The sequence below is a fragment of the Streptomyces sp. NPDC006512 genome (genome assembly GCF_040611935.1).
GTDB lineage: Bacteria > Actinomycetota > Actinomycetes > Streptomycetales > Streptomycetaceae > Streptomyces.
Genome location: NZ_JBEXPG010000013.1, coordinates 96,849 through 119,247 on the forward strand (window position 1 = coordinate 96,849; position 22,399 = coordinate 119,247).

At 74.1% G+C, this 22,399-nt stretch carries 25 protein-coding genes; 9 read left to right on the plus strand and 16 right to left on the minus strand.

Going from position 1 to position 22,399, the window contains the following annotated elements; genetic code table 11:
• Positions 1–38: 38 nt before the first annotated feature.
• The 3 genes from ABZZ17_RS12245 to ABZZ17_RS12255 all read left to right on the plus strand — a co-directional run bounded on the left by ABZZ17_RS12245 (position 39) and on the right by ABZZ17_RS12255 (position 2,296).
• Entirely contained in the window at positions 39–1,190 is a 1,152-nt protein-coding gene (locus tag ABZZ17_RS12245) for an acyl-CoA dehydrogenase family protein (RefSeq protein WP_356874823.1), read from the plus strand.
• A 59-nt stretch (positions 1,191–1,249) separates the two neighbouring features.
• Positions 1,250–1,555 (plus strand): YiaA/YiaB family inner membrane protein, encoded by a 306-nt coding sequence (locus ABZZ17_RS12250; RefSeq protein WP_356874825.1) that lies wholly within the window; start codon positions 1,250–1,252, stop codon positions 1,553–1,555.
• A gap of 90 nt (positions 1,556–1,645) precedes the next feature.
• Entirely contained in the window at positions 1,646–2,296 is a 651-nt protein-coding gene (locus ABZZ17_RS12255; protein ID WP_356874827.1) for a TetR/AcrR family transcriptional regulator, read from the plus strand.
• A gap of 16 nt (positions 2,297–2,312) precedes the next feature.
• On the opposite strand, the gene ABZZ17_RS12260 is transcribed toward ABZZ17_RS12255, so the two are convergent.
• Complete coding sequence (locus ABZZ17_RS12260; RefSeq protein ID WP_356874829.1) at positions 2,313–2,774, minus strand: MaoC family dehydratase; 462 nt, start codon at positions 2,772–2,774, stop codon at positions 2,313–2,315.
• A 109-nt stretch (positions 2,775–2,883) separates the two neighbouring features.
• On the opposite strand from ABZZ17_RS12260, the gene soxR reads away from it, so the two are divergent.
• Positions 2,884–3,333 (plus strand): redox-sensitive transcriptional activator SoxR, encoded by a 450-nt coding sequence (gene soxR, locus ABZZ17_RS12265; protein WP_356874831.1) that lies wholly within the window; start codon positions 2,884–2,886, stop codon positions 3,331–3,333.
• A gap of 46 nt (positions 3,334–3,379) precedes the next feature.
• Here the strand turns inward: soxR and ABZZ17_RS12270 are convergent, their stop codons facing one another.
• The 4 genes from ABZZ17_RS12270 to ABZZ17_RS12285 form a co-directional block, all read right to left on the minus strand.
• A complete protein-coding gene (locus ABZZ17_RS12270) occupies positions 3,380–4,162 on the minus strand; it encodes a 3-keto-5-aminohexanoate cleavage protein (RefSeq protein ID WP_356874833.1) in 783 nt (260 codons plus the stop codon).
• The gene (locus ABZZ17_RS12275) at positions 4,159–4,755 is read right to left on the minus strand and encodes a hypothetical protein (protein ID WP_356874836.1); all 597 of its coding nucleotides are present in this window, start codon (positions 4,753–4,755) and stop codon (positions 4,159–4,161) included. The genes ABZZ17_RS12270 and ABZZ17_RS12275 overlap by 4 nt, the downstream gene beginning before the upstream one ends.
• Before the next feature lie 157 nt (positions 4,756–4,912).
• Positions 4,913–6,391 carry a serine-threonine protein kinase gene (locus ABZZ17_RS12280; protein ID WP_356874837.1) on the minus strand — a complete coding sequence of 493 codons (1,479 nt, stop codon included), beginning with the start codon at positions 6,389–6,391 and terminating at the stop codon, positions 4,913–4,915.
• A gap of 108 nt (positions 6,392–6,499) precedes the next feature.
• The gene (locus ABZZ17_RS12285; RefSeq protein WP_356874839.1) at positions 6,500–7,792 is read right to left on the minus strand and encodes a DUF1343 domain-containing protein; all 1,293 of its coding nucleotides are present in this window, start codon (positions 7,790–7,792) and stop codon (positions 6,500–6,502) included.
• An 89-nt stretch (positions 7,793–7,881) separates the two neighbouring features.
• Here ABZZ17_RS12285 and ABZZ17_RS12290 point away from each other — a divergent pair, with 89 nt between their 5' ends.
• From ABZZ17_RS12290 to ABZZ17_RS12300, 3 genes are read left to right on the plus strand one after another with little or no spacing between them, the layout of a single operon-like run.
• On the plus strand, positions 7,882–8,655 hold the full coding sequence (locus tag ABZZ17_RS12290) for an SDR family NAD(P)-dependent oxidoreductase (RefSeq protein WP_356874841.1): 774 nt from the start codon (positions 7,882–7,884) through the stop codon (positions 8,653–8,655).
• A gap of 32 nt (positions 8,656–8,687) precedes the next feature.
• Positions 8,688–10,436, plus strand: a complete 1,749-nt coding sequence (locus ABZZ17_RS12295; RefSeq protein ID WP_356874928.1) for an AMP-binding protein — start codon at positions 8,688–8,690, stop codon at positions 10,434–10,436.
• 60 nt (positions 10,437–10,496) lie between these two features.
• Positions 10,497–11,108, plus strand: coding sequence for a TetR/AcrR family transcriptional regulator (locus tag ABZZ17_RS12300; protein WP_356874843.1), 612 nt, complete (start codon positions 10,497–10,499; stop codon positions 11,106–11,108).
• A 10-nt stretch (positions 11,109–11,118) separates the two neighbouring features.
• Here the strand turns inward: ABZZ17_RS12300 and ABZZ17_RS12305 are convergent, their stop codons facing one another.
• On the minus strand, positions 11,119–12,228 hold the full coding sequence (locus ABZZ17_RS12305) for an alkene reductase (RefSeq protein WP_356874930.1): 1,110 nt from the start codon (positions 12,226–12,228) through the stop codon (positions 11,119–11,121).
• Between the two features lie 56 nt (positions 12,229–12,284).
• On the opposite strand from ABZZ17_RS12305, the gene ABZZ17_RS12310 reads away from it, so the two are divergent.
• The gene (locus ABZZ17_RS12310) at positions 12,285–12,662 is read left to right on the plus strand and encodes a MerR family transcriptional regulator (protein WP_356874845.1); all 378 of its coding nucleotides are present in this window, start codon (positions 12,285–12,287) and stop codon (positions 12,660–12,662) included.
• A gap of 16 nt (positions 12,663–12,678) precedes the next feature.
• Here ABZZ17_RS12310 and ABZZ17_RS12315 read toward each other — a convergent pair whose 3' ends face one another.
• The 9 genes from ABZZ17_RS12315 to ABZZ17_RS12355 all read right to left on the minus strand — a co-directional run bounded on the left by ABZZ17_RS12315 (position 12,679) and on the right by ABZZ17_RS12355 (position 20,087).
• Positions 12,679–13,320, minus strand: a complete 642-nt coding sequence (locus tag ABZZ17_RS12315) for an acetate uptake transporter (RefSeq protein ID WP_356874847.1) — start codon at positions 13,318–13,320, stop codon at positions 12,679–12,681.
• A gap of 292 nt (positions 13,321–13,612) precedes the next feature.
• Complete coding sequence (locus tag ABZZ17_RS12320; protein ID WP_356874849.1) at positions 13,613–14,812, minus strand: S8 family serine peptidase; 1,200 nt, start codon at positions 14,810–14,812, stop codon at positions 13,613–13,615.
• 190 nt (positions 14,813–15,002) lie between these two features.
• On the minus strand, positions 15,003–16,229 hold the full coding sequence (locus ABZZ17_RS12325; RefSeq protein ID WP_356874851.1) for an acyl-CoA dehydrogenase family protein: 1,227 nt from the start codon (positions 16,227–16,229) through the stop codon (positions 15,003–15,005).
• A 10-nt stretch (positions 16,230–16,239) separates the two neighbouring features.
• Positions 16,240–17,280 carry a phosphotransferase family protein gene (locus tag ABZZ17_RS12330; protein WP_356874853.1) on the minus strand — a complete coding sequence of 347 codons (1,041 nt, stop codon included), beginning with the start codon at positions 17,278–17,280 and terminating at the stop codon, positions 16,240–16,242.
• A gap of 170 nt (positions 17,281–17,450) precedes the next feature.
• Positions 17,451–18,362: an MBL fold metallo-hydrolase gene (locus tag ABZZ17_RS12335; RefSeq protein ID WP_356874855.1), complete on the minus strand. Its 912-nt coding sequence runs from the start codon at positions 18,360–18,362 to the stop codon at positions 17,451–17,453.
• Between the two features lie 90 nt (positions 18,363–18,452).
• Positions 18,453–18,749: a hypothetical protein gene (locus ABZZ17_RS12340; protein WP_356874857.1), complete on the minus strand. Its 297-nt coding sequence runs from the start codon at positions 18,747–18,749 to the stop codon at positions 18,453–18,455.
• 94 nt (positions 18,750–18,843) lie between these two features.
• Complete coding sequence (locus ABZZ17_RS12345; protein WP_356874858.1) at positions 18,844–19,161, minus strand: DUF202 domain-containing protein; 318 nt, start codon at positions 19,159–19,161, stop codon at positions 18,844–18,846.
• Positions 19,158–19,556 (minus strand): DUF202 domain-containing protein, encoded by a 399-nt coding sequence (locus ABZZ17_RS12350; protein WP_356874860.1) that lies wholly within the window; start codon positions 19,554–19,556, stop codon positions 19,158–19,160. Before ABZZ17_RS12350 ends, ABZZ17_RS12345 begins: the two co-directional genes overlap by 4 nt.
• Before the next feature lie 9 nt (positions 19,557–19,565).
• Complete coding sequence (locus ABZZ17_RS12355; RefSeq protein ID WP_356874862.1) at positions 19,566–20,087, minus strand: NUDIX domain-containing protein; 522 nt, start codon at positions 20,085–20,087, stop codon at positions 19,566–19,568.
• 129 nt (positions 20,088–20,216) lie between these two features.
• Between ABZZ17_RS12355 and ABZZ17_RS12360 the strand changes: the two genes are divergently transcribed.
• Positions 20,217–21,872: an FAD-binding dehydrogenase gene (locus ABZZ17_RS12360; RefSeq protein WP_356874864.1), complete on the plus strand. Its 1,656-nt coding sequence runs from the start codon at positions 20,217–20,219 to the stop codon at positions 21,870–21,872.
• A gap of 60 nt (positions 21,873–21,932) precedes the next feature.
• On the opposite strand, the gene ABZZ17_RS12365 is transcribed toward ABZZ17_RS12360, so the two are convergent.
• Entirely contained in the window at positions 21,933–22,358 is a 426-nt protein-coding gene (locus ABZZ17_RS12365; protein ID WP_356874866.1) for an ASCH domain-containing protein, read from the minus strand.
• Positions 22,359–22,399: the final 41 nt, after the last annotated feature.

The following is a 22,399-nucleotide window of genomic DNA, read 5'->3' on the forward strand; positions in this document are numbered from 1 at the left end:
CTAGTTAAAGGCCGGTCGACCCGCCCCGGAGGTGCCCGGTGAACCTGGAGCCGAGCGAGGAGCAGAGCGCCGTACGCCGGCTGGCCCGCGCGTTCACCGAGCGCGAGATCGTCCCGTACGCCGCCGAGTGGGACCGGGCCGAGAGCGTGGACCGGGGCATCGTGAAGAAGCTCGGCGACCTCGGATTCCTCGGTCTCACCGTCCCCGAGGAGTACGGCGGCTCCGGCGGGGACCACCTCTCCTACGCCCTGGTCACCGAAGAGCTCGGGCGCGGCGACTCCGCCGTGCGCGGCATCGTCTCCGTCTCCCTCGGCCTCGTCGCCAAGACCATCGCCGCCTGGGGCGACGAGGAGCAGAAGCGGGCCTGGCTGCCCCGGCTGTGCTCCGGCGAAGCGCTCGGCTGCTTCGGCCTGACCGAACCCGGCACCGGCTCCGACGCGGGCAGCCTCACCACCCGCGCCGTGCGCGAGGGGGACGCGTACGTCGTCACCGGCAGCAAGATGTTCATCACCAACGGCACCTGGGCCGACGTCGTCCTCCTCTTCGCCCGGACCAACGACACCCCCGGCCACCGCGGGATCTCCGCCTTCCTCGTGCCCGCCGACGCCCCCGGCCTGACCCGGCGCGAGGTCCACGGCAAGCTCGGCCTGCGCGGCCAGGCCACCGCCGAACTCACCCTCGACGGCGTCCGCGTGCCCGCCTCCGCGATGCTCGGCCCCGAGGGCAAGGGCTTCTCCGTCGCGATGTCCGCCCTGGCCAAGGGCCGGATGTCGGTGGCCGCCGGCTGCGTCGGCATCGCCCAGGCGGCCCTGGACGCGGCCGTCTCGTACGCCGCCCAGCGCGAGCAGTTCGGCAGGCCGATCGCCCACCACCAGCTCGTCCAGGAGCTCATCGCCGACATCTCCGTCGACGTGGACGCCGCCCGGCTGCTGACCTGGCGCGTGGCCGACCTCATCGACCGCGGCCGGCCCTTCGCCACCGAGTCCTCCACCGCCAAGCTCTTCGCCTCCGAGGCCGCCGTGCGCGCCGCCGGCAACGCCCTCCAGGTGCACGGCGGCTACGGCTACATCGACGAGTACCCGGTCGGCAAACTGCTGCGCGACGCCCGCGTCATGACCCTGTACGAGGGCACCAGCCAGATCCAGAAGCTGCTGATCGGGCGCGCCCGTACGGGAGTTTCCGCGTTCTGAGTACGTACGTGAGTACGTGCGCCCATGTGCGCCCGGCGGCGGCGCCCGATGCTGGACCCATGAACGAGACACCGGTCAAGCAGCAGAACACGGGGGCCTACTACGGCCAGGCCGTCGCCTCCTTCGGCGTCGCCATCGCCGCGGTCGCGCTCGGGATCTACAACATGGACGCCGACGGCTGGGTGCGCGCCTTCCTCGGCATCGCGGTGCTCTACCTCACCACCTCGGCGTTCACCCTCGCCAAGGTGATCCGCGACCGCCAGGAGGTGACCCAGATCGTCACCCGGGTCGACCAGGCCCGGATGGAGAAGATCATGACGGGCTACGACCCCTTCGCGCCGAAGCCCACCGCGCAGGACCGCTGACGCCGGCCTGCCCGGGAGTCCGCTGCGCTAAGCGCTTGCTCACCCTCCGGTAGGGTGTTCCTTCCTACAAGCGGAAGAGGTGGGCGGGGCATGGACAGCGCGGCGGAGACCGGCGGATACCAGCCGTGGTCGGAGGTCACCCCCGACGCCGCGCGACGGCTGCTCGTCGCCGCCGTCGAGGCCTTCGCGGAGCGCGGCTACCACGCGACCACCACGCGCGACATCGCCGGCCGTGCCGGAATGAGTCCAGCCGCGCTCTACATCCACTACAAGACCAAGGAAGAACTGCTCCACCGGATCAGCCGCATCGGCCACGACAAGGCGCTGGAGATCCTGGAGACCGCCGCCTCCGGTCCGGGTACGGCCGCCGAGCGGCTCGACGGCGCCGTGCGCTCCTTCGTGGGCTGGCACGCCGCGCACCACACCACCGCGCGCGTGGTCCAGTACGAGCTCGACGCGCTCGCGCCGGAGCACCGCTCCGAGATCGTGGCCCTGCGCCGGCGGAGCGACGCGGCCGTGCGGCGCATCGTCGCCGAGGGCGTGCGGGCGGGGGAGTTCGAGGTCCCGGACGTGCCGGGCACCACCCTCGCCGTGCTGTCCCTGTGCATCGACGTGGCCCGCTGGTTCAGTGCGGCCGGACCGCGTACGCCCGACGAGGTCGGCGCGCTCTACGCCGACCTCGTGCTCCGCATGGTGGGCGCCGGCCCCGGCGTCGTCGGGGGCGCGGCCCGCGAGCGGTGACCGGAGCGGGGCCGGCTCAGAAGTAGTAGCGGGACACCGACTCCGCCACGCACACGGGCTTCTCGCCGCCCTCGCGCTCCACCGTCACCGTGGCCGCGACCTGCACGCCGCCGCCCGCCTCGGTGACCGACGTGATCACGGCGGTCGCGCGCAGCCGCGATCCGACCGGCACCGTCGCCGGGAACCGGACCTTGTCCACGCCGTAGTTGATGCCCATCCGCATGCCCTCGACCAGCATGATCTGCGGCACCAGGCTGGGCAGCAGGGACAGGGTCAGATAGCCGTGCGCGATGGTGGAGCCGAAGGGGCCGGAAGCCGCGCGCTCGGGGTCCACGTGGATCCACTGGTGGTCGCCGGTCGCGTCGGCGAAGAGGTCGATCCGCTTCTGGTCCACCTCCAGCCATCCGCTCGGGCCGAGCTGTTCGCCGATGCCGGCGCGCAGCTCCTCGGCGGAGGTGAAGATCCTCGGTCCGGCCATGCCCTGCCCCTGTCTGCCGTCGCCTGCACTGCCCGCGCCGAATAAGCGCTTGCTCAGCATGCTGGGCGCCGCGTGTGAATGTCAACGACGTCCGGCTAGGCTCGGCAGGGTGCCGCAGATTCCCGAGAAGATCCACGAACTCACCGTCGGCCAGCTGTCCGCACGCAGCGGAGCGGCCGTCTCAGCGCTCCACTTCTACGAGACCAAGGGCCTGATCAGTAGCCGGCGCACCTCCGGCAACCAGCGCCGCTACGCCCGTGACGCCCTGCGCCGGGTCGCCTTCGTGCGCGCCGCCCAGCGCGTGGGCATCCCGCTCGCCGACATCCGCGACGCGCTGGCCCAACTGCCGGAAGGGCGCACGCCGAACCGTGAGGACTGGGCGCTCCTGTCGGAGGCCTGGCGGGCCGAGCTCGACCAGCGGATCGAGCAACTCAGCAGCCTGCGCGACCGATTGACGGACTGCATCGGCTGCGGCTGCCTCTCCATGAAGACCTGCGCGCTGTCGAACCCCGACGACGTCTTCGGCGACCGCTTCACGGGCTCCCGCCTGTCGCAGTAGCGGCAGGCGGGAGCAGCACCAGCGGTACCAGCGGGCCGTGCCGCCGTCACCGCCCGGCCCGGGCGGCGGCGTCCGGCGCGCCCGCGTCCCACGGAGCGGCTTCGGCGGTCATGTCCCGGGCGGCGGCGACCAGTTCGGCGTTCGACCGGGCCGGCCGCCCGTCCGCCAGGCGCAGCACCTCGCCCACCCCGATCCGCAGCCCCGCACCGCACCGGGCGGCCAGCCGCAGCACCGGCCACGCCTCGGCCTCCCGGCCGTACAGCACCACCGGTACGGGCGGCAGCCAGCGCAACCCCGCCACCAGCGCGGGATCGGCCCGCGCCAGCTCCGCCACCAGCCGCACCCGCCCGTGGTCCGGCGGTGCCCAGGCGAGGAAGCGGGCCAGTGGCTCCGGTCCGGCCGCGCCGCCCAGCGGTACCACCGCGTCCACCGCCACCCCGCGCGCCAGCAGGGCCCGCCCCAGCTCGCGGGCCCCGGGCTCGGCGAAGGACACCGTCGCCCGGTCCGGCAGCACCGACCAGTCCCGCACCCGCTCCAGGCGCCCCGCCCGGTCCGGCTCCGCACCGATCGTCGCGGGCACCGCCAGGGGTACGCGGACCCCCGCGCCGCGCAGCTCCTCCAGCAGGGGCCCGACCACCCGGGGCGAGAGGCTCTCCCGGCCGCACGGGGTCCGCGGGTGCACCAGTACCTCGTCGGCCCCGGCGGCGACGGCGGCCAGAGCCGACTCTGCCAGCGCCCGCGGGGACATCGGTACGGCCGCCCCGTCGGCGGCGTCCCGCGAACCGTTGAGCGCGACCTGGAGCGGCGCGCCCCGGAGCGGCCCGCTCATGCCGCGCCCGCCGACGCCGGATGCACCACCGCCGCGTAGGCCAGGGCCGGTCTGGGCACCACGATCCCGCAGCCCCCGCACACCGGCCCGTCCCACGCCCCGGCCCAGTCCCCGCCGCGGCGGGAGAGCGCCGACGGCCAGCGCAGCTCTTCCTCCCCGCACACCGGACACGAGGTGCCCGGCTCCGACTCCAGCGCGGTCACCAGCCTGCGCAGTACCTCGCCCAGCGTTCCCTCCGGCCGCACCCCGGGGTCGGCGCAGCGCACCACCGCGTCCCCGCTGCCGCCCCAGGCCCACTCCGGCCTGCGCACTCCGTCGTGCTTCTCACGTCTGCGCCGCGCCGCGAACTGCCGCTCGTACTCCAGCCAGACCGCCCGCGCCTCTTCCAGTTCCTCCAGCGCCGCGACCAGCCTGAGCGGATCCGCGCCCCGGTCCTCGGGGGCGATCCCGTGCCGGTCGCACAGGTGCCACCACGTCGCGCGGTGCCCGTACGGGGCGAACCGTTCCAGGCAGCGGCGCAGCGAATGGCGCCGCAGGGCCCGGTCGTTGCGCGCGTCGCGCACCTGATAGGCCAGACTTCGAAAACCCGCCATCGCACCTTCACCTCCGCCGTGCCCATCCCCCACACCGTGCCCGTGCCCGTGCTACTCCGTCGAACGAAGCAGCCCGCCCCGACGTGCCCAACATGCCCTGCCGGATGTGGGCGCATGCGGGGGCGGTCGAGGCGTGCGGGTGGCACATGGCCGGAACTCAGCGCCCCATGCGCCCCGCGGTGACCACGACCCGGGCCAGTTCCTCGTGGCAGATGTCACTGTGCGCCCCCGACGGAGCCCCGCCCCGGCGGACCACGGAGCCCGCGTCGACGCTGACGCAGCCGGTCTCCGGCAGGCCGCCGCGCAGGACGGCGTCCAGGCCCAGCCGGGGCGCGCCCGGCACCGCCCGTACCCCGTCGTGCCCGATCGCGCCCCACCGCTCGTCGAAACCGAGAAGTCCGGCCGAATCACCCGCCATCCGGGAGGCCAGCGGGTAGAACACCCCGAGCGAGGAGTCGTGCGGGGAATGGCAGGCCACGACCGGCCCGTCCACCCGGCGCTGGAGTCCCCCCAGGGCGCCGCCGCGCCGCGGGTCGTGGGGGAGCCGCTCGCTGAAGGCGTAGTGCGAGAAGGCCCCTTGGAGCAGCGTCAGCGACTTCAGGGTCCGCACCCCGTCCGGCAGGCCGCGCAGCGCGAAGGACACCACGCGGCCGCCGAAGCTGTGGCCGATCAGGTGGATCCGCAGGGCGGGCCGGCGTCCGGCCAGGTCCGCCAGTACCGGGCCGAGGCCGTGCTCCCCGACCACCCCGGCGCGCTTCTTCATCTCGTAGTACGTCGCCTGCCGCAGCAGTTCCTTGGCCCCGCCCCACAGCGTCCGCAGCCCGCCGCCGAGTGCCAGGCCCGGGGCTCCGGGCGGCACCGGGTCCGCGTCCGCGCCGGCGGCCCGCGCCCCGCCGGCCTCCTCCAGCGCCCGGGCGAGGGCCCGGCAGACCGCCAGCACGTCCTCGGCGAAAATGGCCGGTACGTCGTGCCGCGCGGCCGGGGCCGGCCCCGCGCCCGGGCCCGTCGTGAACGGGGTTCCCACCCGGTCCACCCTGACCAGCTCCCGCACCAGCGCGCCGAACTCGACGAGGGCCGCCGCGGTGTCCGGCCGGTCCTCCAGCAGTTCGGCGACCCGGTCCAGTTCCGCCTCCCGGCCCGGCCAGAACTCCCCGAGCGCCCGCCGCGTGGCGGGGTCCAGCTCCGTCCCGAAGCCCGGCGCGGCGAGGGCGCCGCGCGCCTCGAAGTCGGGTATCGGCTCGTCGGAGAAGCGGATCGAGGGCCAGACGACCCCCACGTACCCGAGCCGCACCCCCGTCCCGACCAGGTCCGGGAAGGGGGCGAAGAAGCGGTCGTAGAGCCGGGTCGCCGCCGACCGGTCGCTGTTCCAGCCGTGCGCGAACACCAGCAGGTCGGTGGCCTCGATGCGGGCCACCGCCTCCCGCGTCGCCGGATCCACGTCCCCCTGCGCGTCGAAGGTCAGCTCCCGGTACGGTCCGACGCCGATCCCCGCACCGACCGCCGCCCGTGTCCCGGCCCCGGCCCAGGCCCCGGCCCCGGCTCCTGTCCCGATTCCGATCCCGGTCCCGGCCACCGCCCCGGCTCCCGCGCCCGTCCCGGTTCCGCCGCCGGATCCGCCCGGCCGTCCACCCGCCATGAGGTCCCCCTCCGCGCCGCGCCTGTGCTGCGTGTGCAGCATCTCGCCGCGCGGGCCGCCCGGCCAGACCCGGGACGCCACCGGATCGGGCGGCCGCCGCCCGGCCGTTCAGGGGTAGAGCAGGTACTTCTCCCGTACGGCCGCGAAACGCGCCAGCCCGGCCGCCCAGTCGCCCGCGATCTCCTCCACCCCGGCCCCCGCGTCCACCAGCGTGCGCACCCGGTCCGAGCCCGTCAGCCGGTCGATCCAGTGGTCGCTCCGCCAGCCGAACCCGGACCACACCCGCCGCGCCGTGACCAGCAGCCCGATCCCCGCCCGTACCGGATCGAAGGCCTCCCGGTCGTGCACGACCAGCCGCACCCCGCCGCAGACCTTCCCGGCGTGCTTGGAGAAGGAAGGCGTGAACCAGGTCTCCCGGAACCACACCCCGGGCAGCTCCAGCCCGTTCGCCGCCTCGGCCCACCGCCGGTCGACGCCCTCCGCGCCCACCACCTCGAACGGCGTGGTGGTGCCCCGGCCCTCCGACAGGTTGGTCCCCTCGAACAGGCAGGTCCCCGCGTACGCCAGCGCCGTGTCCGGAGTCGGCATGTTGGGGCTCGGCGGCACCCAGGGCAGCCCGGTCGCCCCGAAGAACGACTCCCGCCGCCAGCCGGCCATCCGTACGGTCCGCAGCCGGACCGGCCCCTGGGGAAAGGACGCGCCGCCGAGGAACTCGCCGTTGAACAGGAGCGCCAGCTCGGCCGCCGTCATCCCGTGCGCGAGCGCGATCGGCTCCCGGCCCACGAAGCTCGCGTACGGCCGCTCCAGCACCGGCCCGGCCGCCCGCCGCCCGCCCACCGGGTTCGGACGGTCCAGGACCACCACCGCCTTGCCGGCGAGAGCGGCCGCGCGCATGCAGTCGTAGAGGGTCCACACGTAGGTGTAGAAGCGCGCGCCGACGTCCTGGATGTCGAAGACGACGGTGTCGATGCCGGCCGCCGTGAACAGGTCCGCCAGCTTCTGTCCGCTCGTGGCGTAGGTGTCGTACACGGGCAGCCCGGTCGCCGGATCCCGCCCGGCCCCCTCGGAGCCGCCCGCCTGGGCCGTCCCGCGGAACCCGTGCTCCGGCCCGAACACCGCGACCAGGTCGACCCGTTCGTCCGCGTGCAGTACGTCGACCAGGTGGCGGGCGTCGGCGGTGATCCCGGTGGGATTGGTGACGACCCCGACCCGCTGGCCGGCGAGCGACGCGTACCCCTCGGCGGCGAGCTGCTCGAAGCCCGTGCGCACCCGCCCCGACCGGGGACCCCCGGCCGCGGCCGCGCCCGTACCGCCCAGGGCCCCCGCTCCGCCCAAGACTCCGGCGGCCCCCGCCGTTCCCGCCCCCGCCAGCCCCAGCACCCCGCGTCGTGACAGCGTCATCCCGCCACGCTAGGGCCCGCGCCCCTTCCGGCCGGGCATACCGACTGGTTAGTCTGCCGGGAACCGGCCCCCCGGGGCAGCGACGAAAGGTGACCCCCGTGAGCGCGTACCAGGACCAGCGAGTCGTCGTCACCGGCGCGGGCGGCGGCATCGGCGCGGCCCTCGCCCACCGCTTCGCCGCGGCGGGGGCGACCGTCGTCGTCAACGACCTCGACCCCGCCAAGGCCGCCTCCGTGGCGGGGGAGATCGGCCCCCGCGCGATCGCCGTGCCCGGCGACGCCTCGACCGTCGTCGCCGAGGCCCGGGACGCCCTGGGCGGCACGGTCGACGTGTACTGCGCCAACGCAGGCCTCGCCTCCGGCGGTGACGCCTTCGCGGACGAGGCCGTCTGGGAAGCCGCCTGGGACACCAACGTCATGGCCCACGTGCGCGCCGCCCGGACCCTGCTGCCCGGCTGGCTGGAACGGGGCAGCGGCCGCTTCGTGTCCACGGTCTCGGCCGCCGGGCTGCTGACCATGATCGGAGCGGCGCCGTACAGTGTCACCAAGCACGGCGCCCTCGCCTTCGCGGAATGGCTCTCGCTGACGTACCGCCACCGGGGCGTGCGGGTCCACGCCATCTGTCCGCAGGGGGTGCGCACCGACATGCTGACCGCCGCGGGATCGGCGGGAGAGCTCGTCCTGGCGCCGACCGCGATCGAGCCCGGAGCGGTCGCGGACGCGCTGTTCGACGGCATGGAGAAAGGCCGGTTCTTGATCCTCCCGCACCCCGAGGTGGCGGACTACTACGCCGCGCGCGCCACGGAACCCGACCGCTGGCTGAGCGGCATGAACCACCTCCAGCAGAAGTGGGAGTCCTCGTGACCCCGGCCCCCGAGGCCCCGGCCGCAACTCCGATCCCCGAGGCCCCGGCCGCAACCCCGGCCCCCGAGCCCCCCGCCTCGCCGTACGCCGCCCGGCCCTGGCTGGGCCGGCTGAGCCCCGCGCAGCTGGCGCCGGTCTCGCCGCCGCCCAGCGTGCTGCACGCCTTCCGTGCCGCCGTCGCCCGGGCCCCCGGGCATCCGGCCCTGGCGTACTTCGACGGCCGGATCGGCTACGCGGAGGCCGACGCCCTCTCCGACTCCCTCGCCGGCCACCTCGCCGCGCGGGGCGTCGCCCGGGGCGACCGGATCGCCGTCATGCTGCAGAACACCCCGCACTTCGTGCTCGCCGTGCTGGCCGCCTGGAAGGCCGGGGCGGTGGTCGTCCCGCTCAACCCCATGTACAAGTCCGCCGAGGTCCGGCACGTCCTCGGCGACTGCGGCGCCGTCGCGCTGGTCTGCGAGGAGCGGGCCTGGGCGGAGTACCTGCGCGAGACCGTGCGGGGGACCGGCGTACGGGCCGCCCTGACCGCCCGCGACCGGGACTTCCAGACCCGGAACGACCCCCGCGTCCTGCCCCCGCAGCCTCCGCAGCCCGCCCCCGCCCCCGCCCCCGCCCCCGCCCCCGCCCCCGGCCCCGCCCCCGCCGGCGCCGGACCCGTCCCCGCCGACCTCGCCACCGAGGCCCGCCACGGCCACCCCGCGCCGCCCGGCCCCGGCCCGGCCGCGACGGACACCGCCCTCATCAGCTACACCTCCGGCACCTCCGGCACCCCCAAGGGCGCCCTGAACCCGCACGGCGCGCTCACCTACAACGCCACCCGCCAGGTCACCGGACACCCCCTCCCCGAAGGCGCCGGCTACTTCGCCCTCGCCCCGCTCTTCCACATCACCGGCATGGTCTGCGAGCTCGCCGCCTGCCTCACCAACGCGGGCACCCTCGTCCTCGCCCACCGCTTCGACGCCGGGACCGTCCTGGACGCCTTCCTCGAACACCGCCCCGCCTACGCCATCGGACCGGCCACCGCCTTCATCGCGCTCGCCGCCCACCCCGCCGTCACCCGGGACCACTTCGCCTCCTTCCAGGTGCTCTCCTCCGGCGGCGCCCCACTGCCGCCCGCCCTCGTCGAGCGGCTGCGCGCCGACCTCGGCTTCTACCTGCGCAACGGCTACGGACTCACCGAGTGCACCGCCCCCTGCTCCTCTGTCCCCGCACACCTCGAAGCCCCCGTCGACCCGGCCTCCGGCACCCTCTCGGTCGGCGTCCCCGGCGCGCAGACCCTCGTCCGGATCCTCGACGAGCACGGCGCCGAGGTCCCCTTCGGGGAGACCGGCGAGATAGCCGTCCGCGGCCCCCAGGTCGTGCCCGGCTACTGGGGGCTGCCCGAGGACACCGCGATGGCCTTCCCGGACGGCGAACTGCGCACCGGCGACGTCGGCTTCATGGACCCCGACGGCTGGCTCTACGTCGTCGACCGCAAGAAGGACATGATCAACGCCTCCGGTTTCAAGGTGTGGCCGCGCGAGGTGGAGGACGTCCTCTACACCCACCCCGCCGTGCGCGAGGCGGCCGTCGTCGGCGTCCCCGACCCGTACCGGGGCGAGAGCGTGAAGGCCTACGTGAGCCTGCGCCCCGGAGCCCGCGCCGAGCCCGCAGAACTGTCCGCGTACTGCGCCGGGCGCATCGCCGCGTACAAGTACCCGCGCCAGGTCGAGATCCTGCCTGTTCTTCCCCGTACGACCAGTGGCAAGATCCTGCGACGGGAACTGCGCGAGCGAGGCTGAAAACAGTCGGATGGTCGTACGACGCAGCAGGTGAGGGATCAGGAAAGGAAGGCGAGCGCCATGGCCGCCAGGACCACCACGGAGCCAGCGGAGGGCAACCGGGAGACCCCGGTGCCGCAGCGGCTGCTGGCCGTGGCCACCAGGCTGTTCGCCGAACGGGGCTACGACCGCACCTCCGTCCAGGAGATCGTCGAGGCCGCCGGCGTCACCAAGGGCGCGCTCTACCACTACTTCGGGTCGAAGGACGACCTGCTCCACGAGGTGTACGCGCGGATGCTGCGCCTCCAGCAGCAGCGGCTCGACGCGGTGGCCGGATCCGACGCCCCCGTCGAGGAGCGGCTGCGGGCTGCGGCCGCCGACGTCGTGGTCACCACCATCGAGAACCTCGACGACGCGATGATCTTCTTCCGGTCGATGCACCAGCTCAGCCCGGAGAAGTACAAGCAGGTACGGGCCGAGCGCAGGCGCTACCACGAGCGCTTCAGGGCCCTGGTAGAGGAGGGCCAGCGCACCGGGGTGTTCGCCACGGCCACGCCCGCCGACCTGGTGGTCGACTTCTACTTCGGGTCCGTCCACCACCTGTCGACCTGGTACCGCACGGACGGGCCGCTCACCCCGCACCAGGTCGCCGACCACCTCGCCGACCTGCTGCTGCGCTCCCTGCGCCCCTGAGCGGCCCCGCTCACACCCGGGCCAGCGCCGGGTAGTCGGAGTACCCCTCCGCCCCCTGTACGTACATCAGGAACTCCGGGCGGAGCTCGTTGAGCGGGGCGCCGGTGCGCAGCCGCTCCACGAAGTCGGGGTTGGCGAGGAAGCCCCGGCCCAGCGCGATCAGGTCGGCGCCGGCGGCGAGCAGCCGTTCGCCCCGCAGCTTCCCGCCGTCGGACGCGGCCTCCTCGCGGGAGAGCACGGGGTTGGCGATCAGCGTGCCCGGCCAGGCGGCGCGGATCCGCCCGAAGAGGGGCCGGTCCGGATCGGCGTGCACCTGGTGCAGGTACACCGGGCCGACCCCGGCCAGGGCCTCGACCAGCGCCGGGTAGATCTCCTCGGTGTCCCCTTCCTCGATGCCGTTGACGCTCGCCCCGGGGGAGATCCGTACGCCCACCCGCTCGGCGCCGATCGCCTCGACGACGGCCCGGACGACCTCGACGGTGAAGCGCACGCGCCCCTGGACGGAGCCGCCCCAGCCGTCGGTGCGCCGGTTGGTGTTCCCCGCGAGGAACTGGTGGAGCAGGTGGCCGTTGGCGGAGTGCACCTCGACGCCTTCGAAGCCCGCCGCGACGGCGTTCCGGGCCGCGGTCGCGAAGTCGGCGATGGTGGACCGGATGTCGGCCTCCGTCATCTCGCGCGGTACGGGGGCGTCCTGGAGCCCGCCCGGGGTGTGCAGCGGCTCCGGGAAGCGGACCGCGGACGGGGCGAGCGGGACGTGCCCGCTGGTGTCGGGGTGGCCGACCCTCCCGCCGTGCTGGAGCTGGAGGAACATCCGCCCGCCCGCGGCGCGCACGGCGTCGGTGACCCGGCGCCAGCCGGCGACCTGCGCGGGGGAGTGGATGCCGGGGATGTGCGGGTAGGTCTGGCCGACGGCGTTCGGCGTGGTGCCCTCGGCGATGATCAGGGCGGCCGAGGCACGCTGCGCGTAGTGGGCGGCCATGAGGTCGCCCGGGACGCCGTCGGCGTCCGCGCGGTTGCGCGTCAGCGGCGCCATCACCAGGCGGCTGGGCAGCTCCAGGCCGCCGAGGCGGGCGGATGCGAAGAGGCGGGATGCGGCGGGAACCTGCTCGGTGTGCGTCATCATGCCGGTACCGTAGAACTTGACACTGATGTCAGATTCAAGCCCGGGAGCGCGGCATGCGGATCGGCGAACTGGCGGCGCGCACCGGGGTCGGCCCGCGTTCGCTGCGCTACTACGAACAGCAGGGCCTGCTCGTGTCCGACCGGACGCCCGGCGGCCACCGGGACTACCCCGAGCGGGCCGTCGACCGGGTCATCCGGATCCAGGAGCTCTACGCGGCCGGCCTGCACAGCGCCAGGATCGCCCGGATCCTGCCGTGCATGCGGGACGAGGACGGCGGCCCGTCGGTGCGCGCCACCCCGCAGCTGGTGGCCGAACTGACCGCCGAGCGGGAGCGCATCGACCGGATGATCGGCGATCTGCTGCGCTCCCGCGAGGTGCTGGACGAGGTCATCGACGCGGCCGCGGGACACCTCGCCGCGGGCTCCGTCTGACCGGGGGCTGGGGGGATCAGCCCAGCGGGAGGACCTTGCGGCCCCAGGTCTCCTCGGCCACCACGGCGAAGGAGACGTACCAGGCGATGCCCGCGCACAGCAGGCCGAGGAAGCCGCCGGCGCGGCCGAGGGCGGTGACCTGGGTGAGGTCGCCCAGCGCCAGGAACAGGAAGGTCAGCGCCAGCGCGCCGAACAGCAGCCGGTGCGCCAGGTCCAGCTTCAGGGCGGCGACGGCCATGTACGCGGTGAAGACGAACCAGGCGACGAGGAACCAGCCGGTCGCGACGTGCGCCTGCCCGGCCGGCAGGGCCGGGACGACGAACTTCACGTAGCCCGCGAAGGACATCCAGAAGGCGCCGTACGAGACGAACGCCGTGGTGGCGAAGGTGTTGCCGCGGCGGAACTCCATCGCGCCGGCGACGAACTGCGCGAGACCCCCGTAGAAGAGGGCGAGCGGCAGTACGACGGTGCTCAGCGCCGTGTCCGCGATCAGGCCGGAGTTGAAGAGGCTGAGCACGAAGGTCGTCAGCGCGAAGGCGGCCAGGCCCAGCGGCCCGGGGTTGGCGAGCCGGGGTGCCTGCGCCTGCGGGGCGGTGACCTGCGGGGCGGCGGCACCGGCCGGGGCGGGGGCGGCCGGGGTCAGGGTGGAGCTGGGCATGGCGATATGCACCTTCGGTGGGGGGATGCACCGAATATAGCCCACCTCGCGGGACCCCTCCGACCGCATCGGGCGGGACGCCGCGGGGCGAAGGTCCCGTCCCCGGCGGGCCGACCGGCCGCTGCGACCCCGCACACCGACCCCGCACACCGACCCCGCACACCGACCCCGCACGCCGACCGCGCACACCGCCTCCGCACACCGACCCCGCACGCCGGACCGGCCCGCCCCCCGGCACGCCCCTGGCGGGGGCGGCCGGTGGACGGGCCGGTCCGGTACGTCGGGTCACCCGTTACGGGGCCACCTTCAGCAGCTTGTTCGCCGTGCCCGTCGACGGGTTGGTCACCGCGCCCGCGGTCGCCGCCGCGGTCAGCGCCGCCGCGGTCTGCGCCGGGGTCGAGGACGGGTGCCCGGAGAGGTAGAGGGCGGCGGCACCCGCCACGTGCGGGGCGGCCATCGAGGTGCCGGAGATGGTCTTGGTGCCGGTGTCGCTGTCGTTCCAGGCCGAGGTGATGTCCGAGCCCGGCGCGTAGAGGTCCACCACGGAGCCGAAGTTGGAGAAGGAGGACTGCGCGTCGTCGATGGTGCTCGACGCCACGGTCATCGCCTCCGTGACCCGGGAGGGCGAACCCTGCCCGGCGTCGCTCGACTCGTTGCCCGCCGCCACGGAGAAGGCGACGCCCGCGGCGACCGCCCGGCGCACCGCCTCGTCGAGCGCCTCGTCGGCGCCCCCGCCCAGGCTCATGTTGGCGACGGACGGCCCGGAGTGGTTCTGGGTGACCCAGTCGATGCCGGCGACGACCTGCTCGGTGGTGCCCGAGCCGTTGTCGTCCAGCACCCGCACCGCGACCAGCTTCGCCTTCTTGGCGACGCCGTGCGCGGTCCCCGCGACGGTCCCGGCCACGTGCGTGCCGTGGCCGTTGCCGTCGTCGGCGCTGTCGTCGTTGTCCACGGCGTCGAAGCCGTGGGTGGCGCGGCCGCCGAAGTCCTTGTGGGTCACCCGTATGCCGGTGTCGATGACGTACGCCGTCACGCCTTCACCGGCCTTGTCGGGGAAGTCGTACTTCTTGTCCCCCTCCTGTGCGGTCTGGTCGATGCGGTCCAGCCCCCATGACGGCGGGTTGGGCTGGCTGGCCTTGATGGTGAACTTCTTGTTCTGCACGACCTTGCCGACGGCCGGGTCCGCCGCGAGCCGCTTGGCCTCGGTCTCGCTCAGCCCGGAGGCCGAGAATCCGTTGACCTGCGAACCGTAGGTGCGTTGCAGTTCGCCTCCGTACTTGCCGGCGAGCTTCGCCTTGTCCGCTGATTCGTCGAGGATGACGACGTAGCTTCCGCTGATCGCACCGGGTGCGCCCAGTCCGTAGACCGTGCCCTCGGCCGGTGCCGCCGCCCCCGCGAAGGGGGTGGCGAGCAGGGTCACGGCGGCCGCGGTGGCGGCTCCCGTGGCGAGTGCCGCGTACCGGAAACCGCGCGAACGCTTGTGAGTTGCCATGTGGAGGGTTCTCCTCGTGGGTGACGTGTGGGGCGTCGAACCTTCTGGAGAACCCTGTTCCGATTGACAGGCGCAAATCAAGATCGCCCCTGCCCTCAGGGGATATTCAACAAGGTTTCTTAAAAGGCCCCCCGCATCACCTTCACCATGCACACATCTTCACCCGAACTCCCGCACGAATACCGCACGTTCAGCTACGCCCGGCCGCGTACCCCTTCAGCTCCCGGCGCGCCAGCGACCGCTGGTGCACCTCGTCCGGTCCGTCGGCCAGCTGCAACGTCCTTGCCGCGGCCCACAGTTCGGCCAGCGGGAAGTCCTGGCTCACCCCGCCCGCGCCGTGCAGCTGCACCGCGCGGTCCAGGATCCCCACGACCGCGCGCGGGGTCGCGATCTTGATGGCCTGGATCTCCGTGTGCGCCCCCCGGTTGCCGGCCGTGTCCATCAGCCAGGCCGTCTTCAGCACCAGCAGCCGCAACTGCTCGACGGTGACCCGGGCGTCCGCGATCCAGCCCTGCACCACCCCCTGGGCGGCGAGGGGCTTGCCGAAGGCCGTACGTTCCACCGCGCGCCGGCACATCAGCTCGACGGCCCGCTCCGCCATGCCGATCAGCCGCATGCAGTGGTGGATCCGCCCCGGGCCGAGCCGGGCCTGGGCGATGGCGAAGCCGCCGCCCTCCTCGCCGACCAGGTTCCCCGCCGGGACCCGGGCCCCGTCGAAGACCACCTCGGCGTGCCCGCCGTGGTCGTGGTCCTCGTACCCGTACACCTTCATCGCCCGGCGGACCTCGACCCCCGGGGTGTCGCGCGGGACCAGGACCATGGACTGCTGGCGGCGCGGATCGGCGCCGTCGGGGTCGGTCTTGCCCATGACGATGAAGACCTTGCAGTCCGGGTTCATCGCCCCGGAGATGTACCACTTGCGTCCGGTGACCACGTACTCGTCACCCACCCGTTCGATCCGCGTCTCGACGTTGGTCGCGTCCGAGGAGGCCACCTCGGGCTCGGTCATCGCGAACGCGGAACGGATCTCGCCCGCCAGCAGCGGCTCCAGCCACTGCTTCTTCTGCGCCTCGTCCCCGAACTGCGCGAGCAGCTCCATGTTCCCGGTGTCCGGGGCCGCGCAGTTGGTCGCCATCGGCGCGAGGTGCGGACTGCGCCCGGTGATCTCGGCGAGCGGGGCGTACTGGAGGTTGGTCAGCCCCGCCCCGTACTCGGCGTCCGGCAGGAAGAGGTTCCACAGGCCCTGCCGGCGCGCCTCGGCCTTCAGTTCGCCGAAGACGGCCGGGGTGTCCCAGGGCGAGGCCAGCCGTGCGCGCTGCTCGGCGGCGACGGGTTCCGCCGGGTAGACGTACTCCTCCATGAACGCGAGCAGCCGCTCGCGGAGTTCCTCGGTCCGGGTGTCGAATGCGAAGTCCACGGTGAGTGCCTCAGCCTTCCTGAAGTTCCTTGAGAGTGGTCAGACCGTGCTCGATGAAGACCGGGACCAGCTCGCCGATCCGGTCGAAGCCCGCGCCGACGGTCTGCCCGAGCGTGTAGCGGTAGTGGATGCCTTCGAGGATCACCGCGAGCTTGAACCAGGCGAAGGCCGTGTACCAGGCGATGGCGCCGGTGTCCCGCCCGGAGCGCAGGGCGTAGCGCTCGATCAGCTCGGCGGGCGCCGGATGGCCCGGGGCCCGGCTCGTGGTGCTGACGGGAGAGTCGGTCAGGCCCAGGTCCGAGCTGTACATCACCAGCAGCCCGAGATCGGTCAGCGGGTCGCCCAGCGTGGACATCTCCCAGTCCAGGACCGCCCGGATCGTGTCGTCCGGTCCGCCGATCAGCACGTTGTCCAGCCGGAAGTCCCCGTGCACCACGGTCGGCGCGGGGGAGGGGGGCAGGGTCCGGCCCAAGGCCTCGTGGAGCTCCCCGATCCCGGCGAGCTCGCGGCCCCGGGAGGCCGCGAGCTGCTGGCCCCAGCGGCGCAGCTGCCGTTCCAGGAAGCCCTCGGGCCGGCCGAAGTCGCCCAGGCCCACCGCCTCGGGGTCGACCGCGTGCAGGTCGACCAGGGTGTCCACCAGGCCGAGGACCGCCCGCCGGGTGCGCTCGGGCCCGATCCCGGCCAGCTGGCCGGCCGTCCGGTACGGGACGCCCTCCACGTACTCCATGACGTAGAACGGCGCCCCCAGTACGGACTCGTCCTCGCACAGCAGCAGTGCCTCGGGGACGGGCACGGCCGTCCCGTGGAGGGCCGCGATCACCCGGTGCTCGCGCCGCATGTCGTGGGCGGTGGCCAGGACGTGGCCGAGCGGCGGGCGGCGCACCACCCAGTGACCGGCGCCGTCGGTGACCGCGTACGTCAGGTTCGACCGGCCCCCCTCGATCAGCCGGCCGCTCAGCGGTCCGCTCACGAGCCCGGGCAGCGCGGCGTCGAGCCGGCCGCGCAGCCGTTCCAGGTCGAGGCCTCGCGGATCGTCCGGGGCTGGGGTCATGCTGGGCACCTCCGTACGGAGTGGACGGTGACGGGCTGGGCGCGCCGGGCGCCCGGAGCCATCATGCCGACCAGTCGGTATGCCGTCCAGAGCCCGGGCCGGAGGAATGCCCCCGGGTCACCCCAGCCCCGGGTCACCCCAGCCCCGGTTCACCTCAAGCGGGGCTCACCTCACGCGTGGCACAGGATCGGCGTCCCGCCGTTCATCACCGTCATGTCCCTCAGCACGGCCAGGATGTCCAGCGGCGCGCCCTCCGGTTCCCCGGCCAGCTCCGCGTACGCCCGGTGCAGGTTCGCCACGAGCCGCTCGCTCTCCCGCCAGGCGGCGAACTCGCCCAGGTCGGCCCGGCGCGCCGCCTCCAGCGGGGTCAGCCCCTCCGCCCGCCCCTCCCGGGCGAGTCCGGCCACGTACCGCAGGTACCGCGCGGTGGACTCGTACGCCGACGGGTCGGTCAGCGGCCCGTGCCCCGGGACGACGGTCTCCGCGCCCAGCTCCCGCAACAGCTCCAGCGCCCGCAGCGACCCCGACAGCGAGCCCATCGCCAGGAACGGCGTCCCCCCGGCGAAGACCAGGTCGCCCGTGAACACGACCTTCTGCCGGGGCAGCCACACCACCGAGTCCCCGGTGGTGTGCGCCGGACCCGGGTGGACGACCCGCACCTCCGTACCGCCGACGTACAGGCTCAGGCGGTCGCTGTACGTCAGCCCCGGCGGGGTGATCTCTATCGCCCCGAAATCGGTCGCCGGCCAGATCATCTCCAGCTGGTGCCCGGCGGCGAGCTGCTCCGCCCGCGCCCGCTCGTGCCCGATGACCAGCGCCTCCGGGGTGAAGACACCGTTGCCGTAGGTGTGGTCGCCGTGGTGGTGGGTGTTCACCACCGTCCGGGGCAGCGGCACCCCGGCCGCGACGACCGCCCCGCGCAGGGCCAGCGCCCGCCGCTCGGTGGCGGCGGTGTCGACGAGCAGCGTCTGTCCGCCGTCGCTCACGAAGCCGGCGTTGTTCAGGCACCAGCCGCCGTCCGGCTGGACGTACGCGTACACGCCGGGCGCGGGCTCGACGAGGTAGGGCTCTTCGACGGACATCCGGACGCTCCCCGGGTCGGTGTGACGGTCCGTCGGCATCCTGTCAGCCGCCGTCGGGCCCGGGGAGGGCGGGTTCCGGTCGGGGGCGGTTCAGTGGTCGTCGTAGTGGCCCTCGTGCTCGGCGTGCCGGTGCCCGTCGTGCAGGTAGTCCAGGTGGTCGCCGTGGGGGACCGCGTCGTGCCCGCAGCCCGATCCGTGCGCGTGCGGGTGCGCCTCGTGCGTCCGGTGCTCCGGGGTCTCGCACTCGTCCCAGTGCCCGGAGTGCTCCCGGTGCAGGTGCCCGTCGTGCGCGTAGTCGACGTGGTCGCCGTGCTCGACGGCCCGGTGCCCGCAGTCCTGGCCGTGGGTGTGCTCGTGCGTCGGGTGTTCGTGGTGCAGCGTCGTCATGGCGCAGAGGCTAGTGGGATTCGCCCAGGAAAGTACCTGGACACCCGTTGTGTCCGCTGCCGTGTCGCCGCGACCCGATGGCCGCCGGCGCCGTTCACAGGATCACCGCGACCGCGAAGACCGCCAGCGCCACCGTGCACGCCACCACCCCCAGGGCCGCCCGCGGCGCGAACCCGGGGGGCCGGGCCGCCGCCAGTTCCCGCATCCGCCGGTGCGCCAGTCCGAGGAAGGCGAGCCAGATCAGGGCGGTCACCGCCGCCCCGGCCACCTCGGACGGGCTGCCCGACCCGCGCAGCGCCTGCCGCACCGCCAGCACCGCCACGACCGAGCAGGCCAGCGTCGTACGCCGCCACGCGAGCCGGGTCCGCTCGGGCTGCAGCCCCGCGTCGCGGACCTCGCCGGAAGCGCTCACCGCTCCGTCGTCCAGCCCAGCAGGACGACCACCACCATCACCACCGCGACCAGCCCCACGCACAGGCTCAGCACCACCGGGAACCGCGACAGCGGCAGGTCCTCGCCGCGCCGCATCGCCCGCTCGCACCGCACCCAGTGGTTCACCGCCCGCAGCGCGCACGCCGCGCCCACCGCCAGCAGCGCGAAGGCCATCCCGACCCGCACCCCCCACCGCAGGTCCGGCAGGAACTGGTCCACCGCGAACCCGCCGCCCACCAGGGCCAGGGCGGTACGGATCCAGGCGAGGAAGGTCCGCTCGTTGGCCAGCGAGAAGCGGTAGTCGGGGGTCTCGCCCTCGTCCCTCAGCCGCGCGGGTGCGAACCAGAGGCGCACGTCCTTGACGAAGTCGATCACCCGGCCAATCTACTGGCGCGCCTCCCGGAACTCCCGCAGCCGCCCGTACGCCGCCAGCCCGTCCGGCACCCAGGGCCACTCCCCGTCCGCGACCCGCCGCTCCAGCTCCCCGAGCGTCAGCCAGGTGTGCCAGTCCACCTCCGAGACCTGCGGGGACACCGGCAGCTCGCACCGCACCTCGAACACCGAGGACCACCAGGTCCCGCCCGGACCCTCGTACAGGAACTTGAACAGCGGGACCGGCTGCTCCAGCCCCCGCACCCCCAGCTCCTCCTCGGCCTCGCGCAGCGCGGCCCCGGCGTAGTCCTCCCCGGCGCCCAGCACCCCGCCCACGAACATGTCGTAGTACGAGGGGAAGACCAGCTTCGACGCGGTCCGGCGGTGCACGAAGATCCGCCCCCGCGCGTCCGTCGCCTGTACGAACACGCACCGGTGGATCAGCCCCCGGGCGTACACCTCGCCCCGCGGGGCCCGCCCGACGACCCGGTCGTCACGGTCCACGACGTCATGCACTTCATCAGCGGCGCTCATGCGGTCCATCCAACACGGTCCACCCAACACGGTCCGTCCCACACGGTCCGTCCCCGCACCGCTGTTGACTGGTTACCGCTCCGTAGCAAAGGATCTGCCCCACCACCGACACCGGAGGACGGGCAACGCATGACGTACGACGCTGACGTGATCGTGATCGGAGCAGGGCTCGCCGGCCTCGTGGCCACCGCCGAGCTCGTCGACGCGGGCCGCAAGGTCATCCTCCTCGACCAGGAACCGGAGCAGTCGATCGGCGGCCAGGCCCACTGGTCCTTCGGCGGCCTGTTCTTCGTGGACTCGCCCGAGCAGCGCCGCATGCGCATCAAGGACACCCGCGACCTCGCGCTCCAGGACTGGCTCGGCACGGCCGGCTTCGACCGGGAGGAAGACGCCTGGCCGCGCCGCTGGGCCGAGGCCTACGTCGACTTCGCGGCCGGGGAGAAGCGGCCCTGGCTGCACGCCCGGGGCGTCCGCTTCTTCCCCGTCGTCGGCTGGGCGGAGCGCGGCGGCTACGACGCCAACGGCCACGGCAACTCCGTCCCCCGCTTCCACATCACCTGGGGCACCGGCCCCGGCCTGGTGGAGCCCTTCGAACGCCGCGTCCGCGCCGGGGTCGCCCGCGGCCTCGTCCAGCTGCGCTTCCGTCACCGCGTCACCGGCCTGGCCACCACCGCCGGCGCCGTGGACACCGTCACCGGCGAGGTCCTCGCCCCCTCGGACGCCGTACGGGGCACCGCGAGCAGCCGCGAGAGCGCCGGCTCCTTCACCCTGCGGGCCCAGGCCGTGATCGTGACCAGCGGCGGCATCGGCGGCAACCACGACCTGGTCCGCGCGCAGTGGCCCGCCCGCCTCGGCACCCCGCCGGAGCGGATGCTCTCCGGTGTCCCCGCCCACGTGGACGGGCTGATGCTCGGGATCACCGAGGACGCCGGAGCGAGCCACATCAACAAGGACCGCATGTGGCACTACACCGAGGGCATCGAGAACTGGAACCCGATCTGGGCCCGCCACGGCATCCGCATCCTGCCCGGCCCGTCCTCGCTCTGGCTGGACGCCACCGGCAAGCGGCTGCCCGTACCGCTCTTCCCGGGCTTCGACACCCTCGGCACCCTCGACCACATCATGAAGACCGGCCACGACCACACCTGGTTCGTCCTCAACCAGCGCGTCATCGGCAAGGAGTTCGGCCTCTCGGGCTCCGAACAGAACCCGGACCTCACCGGGAAGTCGGTCCGCGGCGTCATCGACCGCGCCCGCCAGGCCGTCCCCGGCCCGGTCAAGGCCTTCATGGACAACGGCGCGGACTTCGTCGTCGAGCGGGACCTGTCCGCCCTGGTGCGCGGAATGAACGCCGTCACCAAGGAGAACCTCCTCGACGAGGCCACCGTCCGCCGCGAGATCGTGGCCCGCGACCGCGAGATCGCCAACCCCTTCACCAAGGACCTCCAGGTGATGGCCGTCCACGGCGCGCGCAAGTACCTCGGCGACAAGCTGATCCGCACCGCCGCCCCGCACCGGATCCTCGACCCCAAGGCGGGCCCGCTGATCGCGGTCCGGCTCTCGATCCTGACCCGCAAGTCCCTGGGCGGCCTGGAGACCGACCTCTCCTCGCGCGTCCTGACCCCCGCCGGCGACCCGCTCCCCGGGGTGTACGCGGCCGGCGAGGCGGCCGGCTTCGGCGGCGGGGGAGTCCACGGCTACCGCGCCCTGGAGGGCACCTTCCTCGGCGGCTGCATCTTCTCGGGCCGCGCCGCGGGCCGCGCGGCGGCCGAGGCGGTGGGCTGACCCGGCGCCCGCCCCGCGCCCCGGCCCGGCCCCGGCGCCCCGGCCCCGCCGCCGGGTGCGTCAGGCCAGCCGCTCGGTGACCCGGAACCGCTCCGCGACGACCAGGGTGTCGTCGTCGACCGTGAACCCCGGGTCGCCGATCGCCGCGCGTACCGGTCCGGAGTGCCAGAACCCCTCGTGTGCCGTGCGCCATTCGGCCACCGACGCGAAGCCCTCGCCCTCGTCGAGCGCGTGCCGCAGCGTGACGTCCGCGAGCCGCAGCACCTCCACGCCCGTCACCTCGACCACGGCCACCGGGGCCTCCGCCGAGTCCACGAGGACCGCCCGCGCCCCCGGTACCGGCAGCGGCTCCTCCTCGGCCTCGTACTCCGCGAGGAGGCCGGTGGTACTGGTCTTCGCGCCGCTCAGCACCGCGGCGACCAGCCGGTCGCGCAGGGGCCCGGGGAAACCGAGGAGATAGGGCGGAAGATCGTCAAGGGTCGTCATGCGCCCACCCTAACCAGGCGCCCCCGGCCGTACCGAGCCAT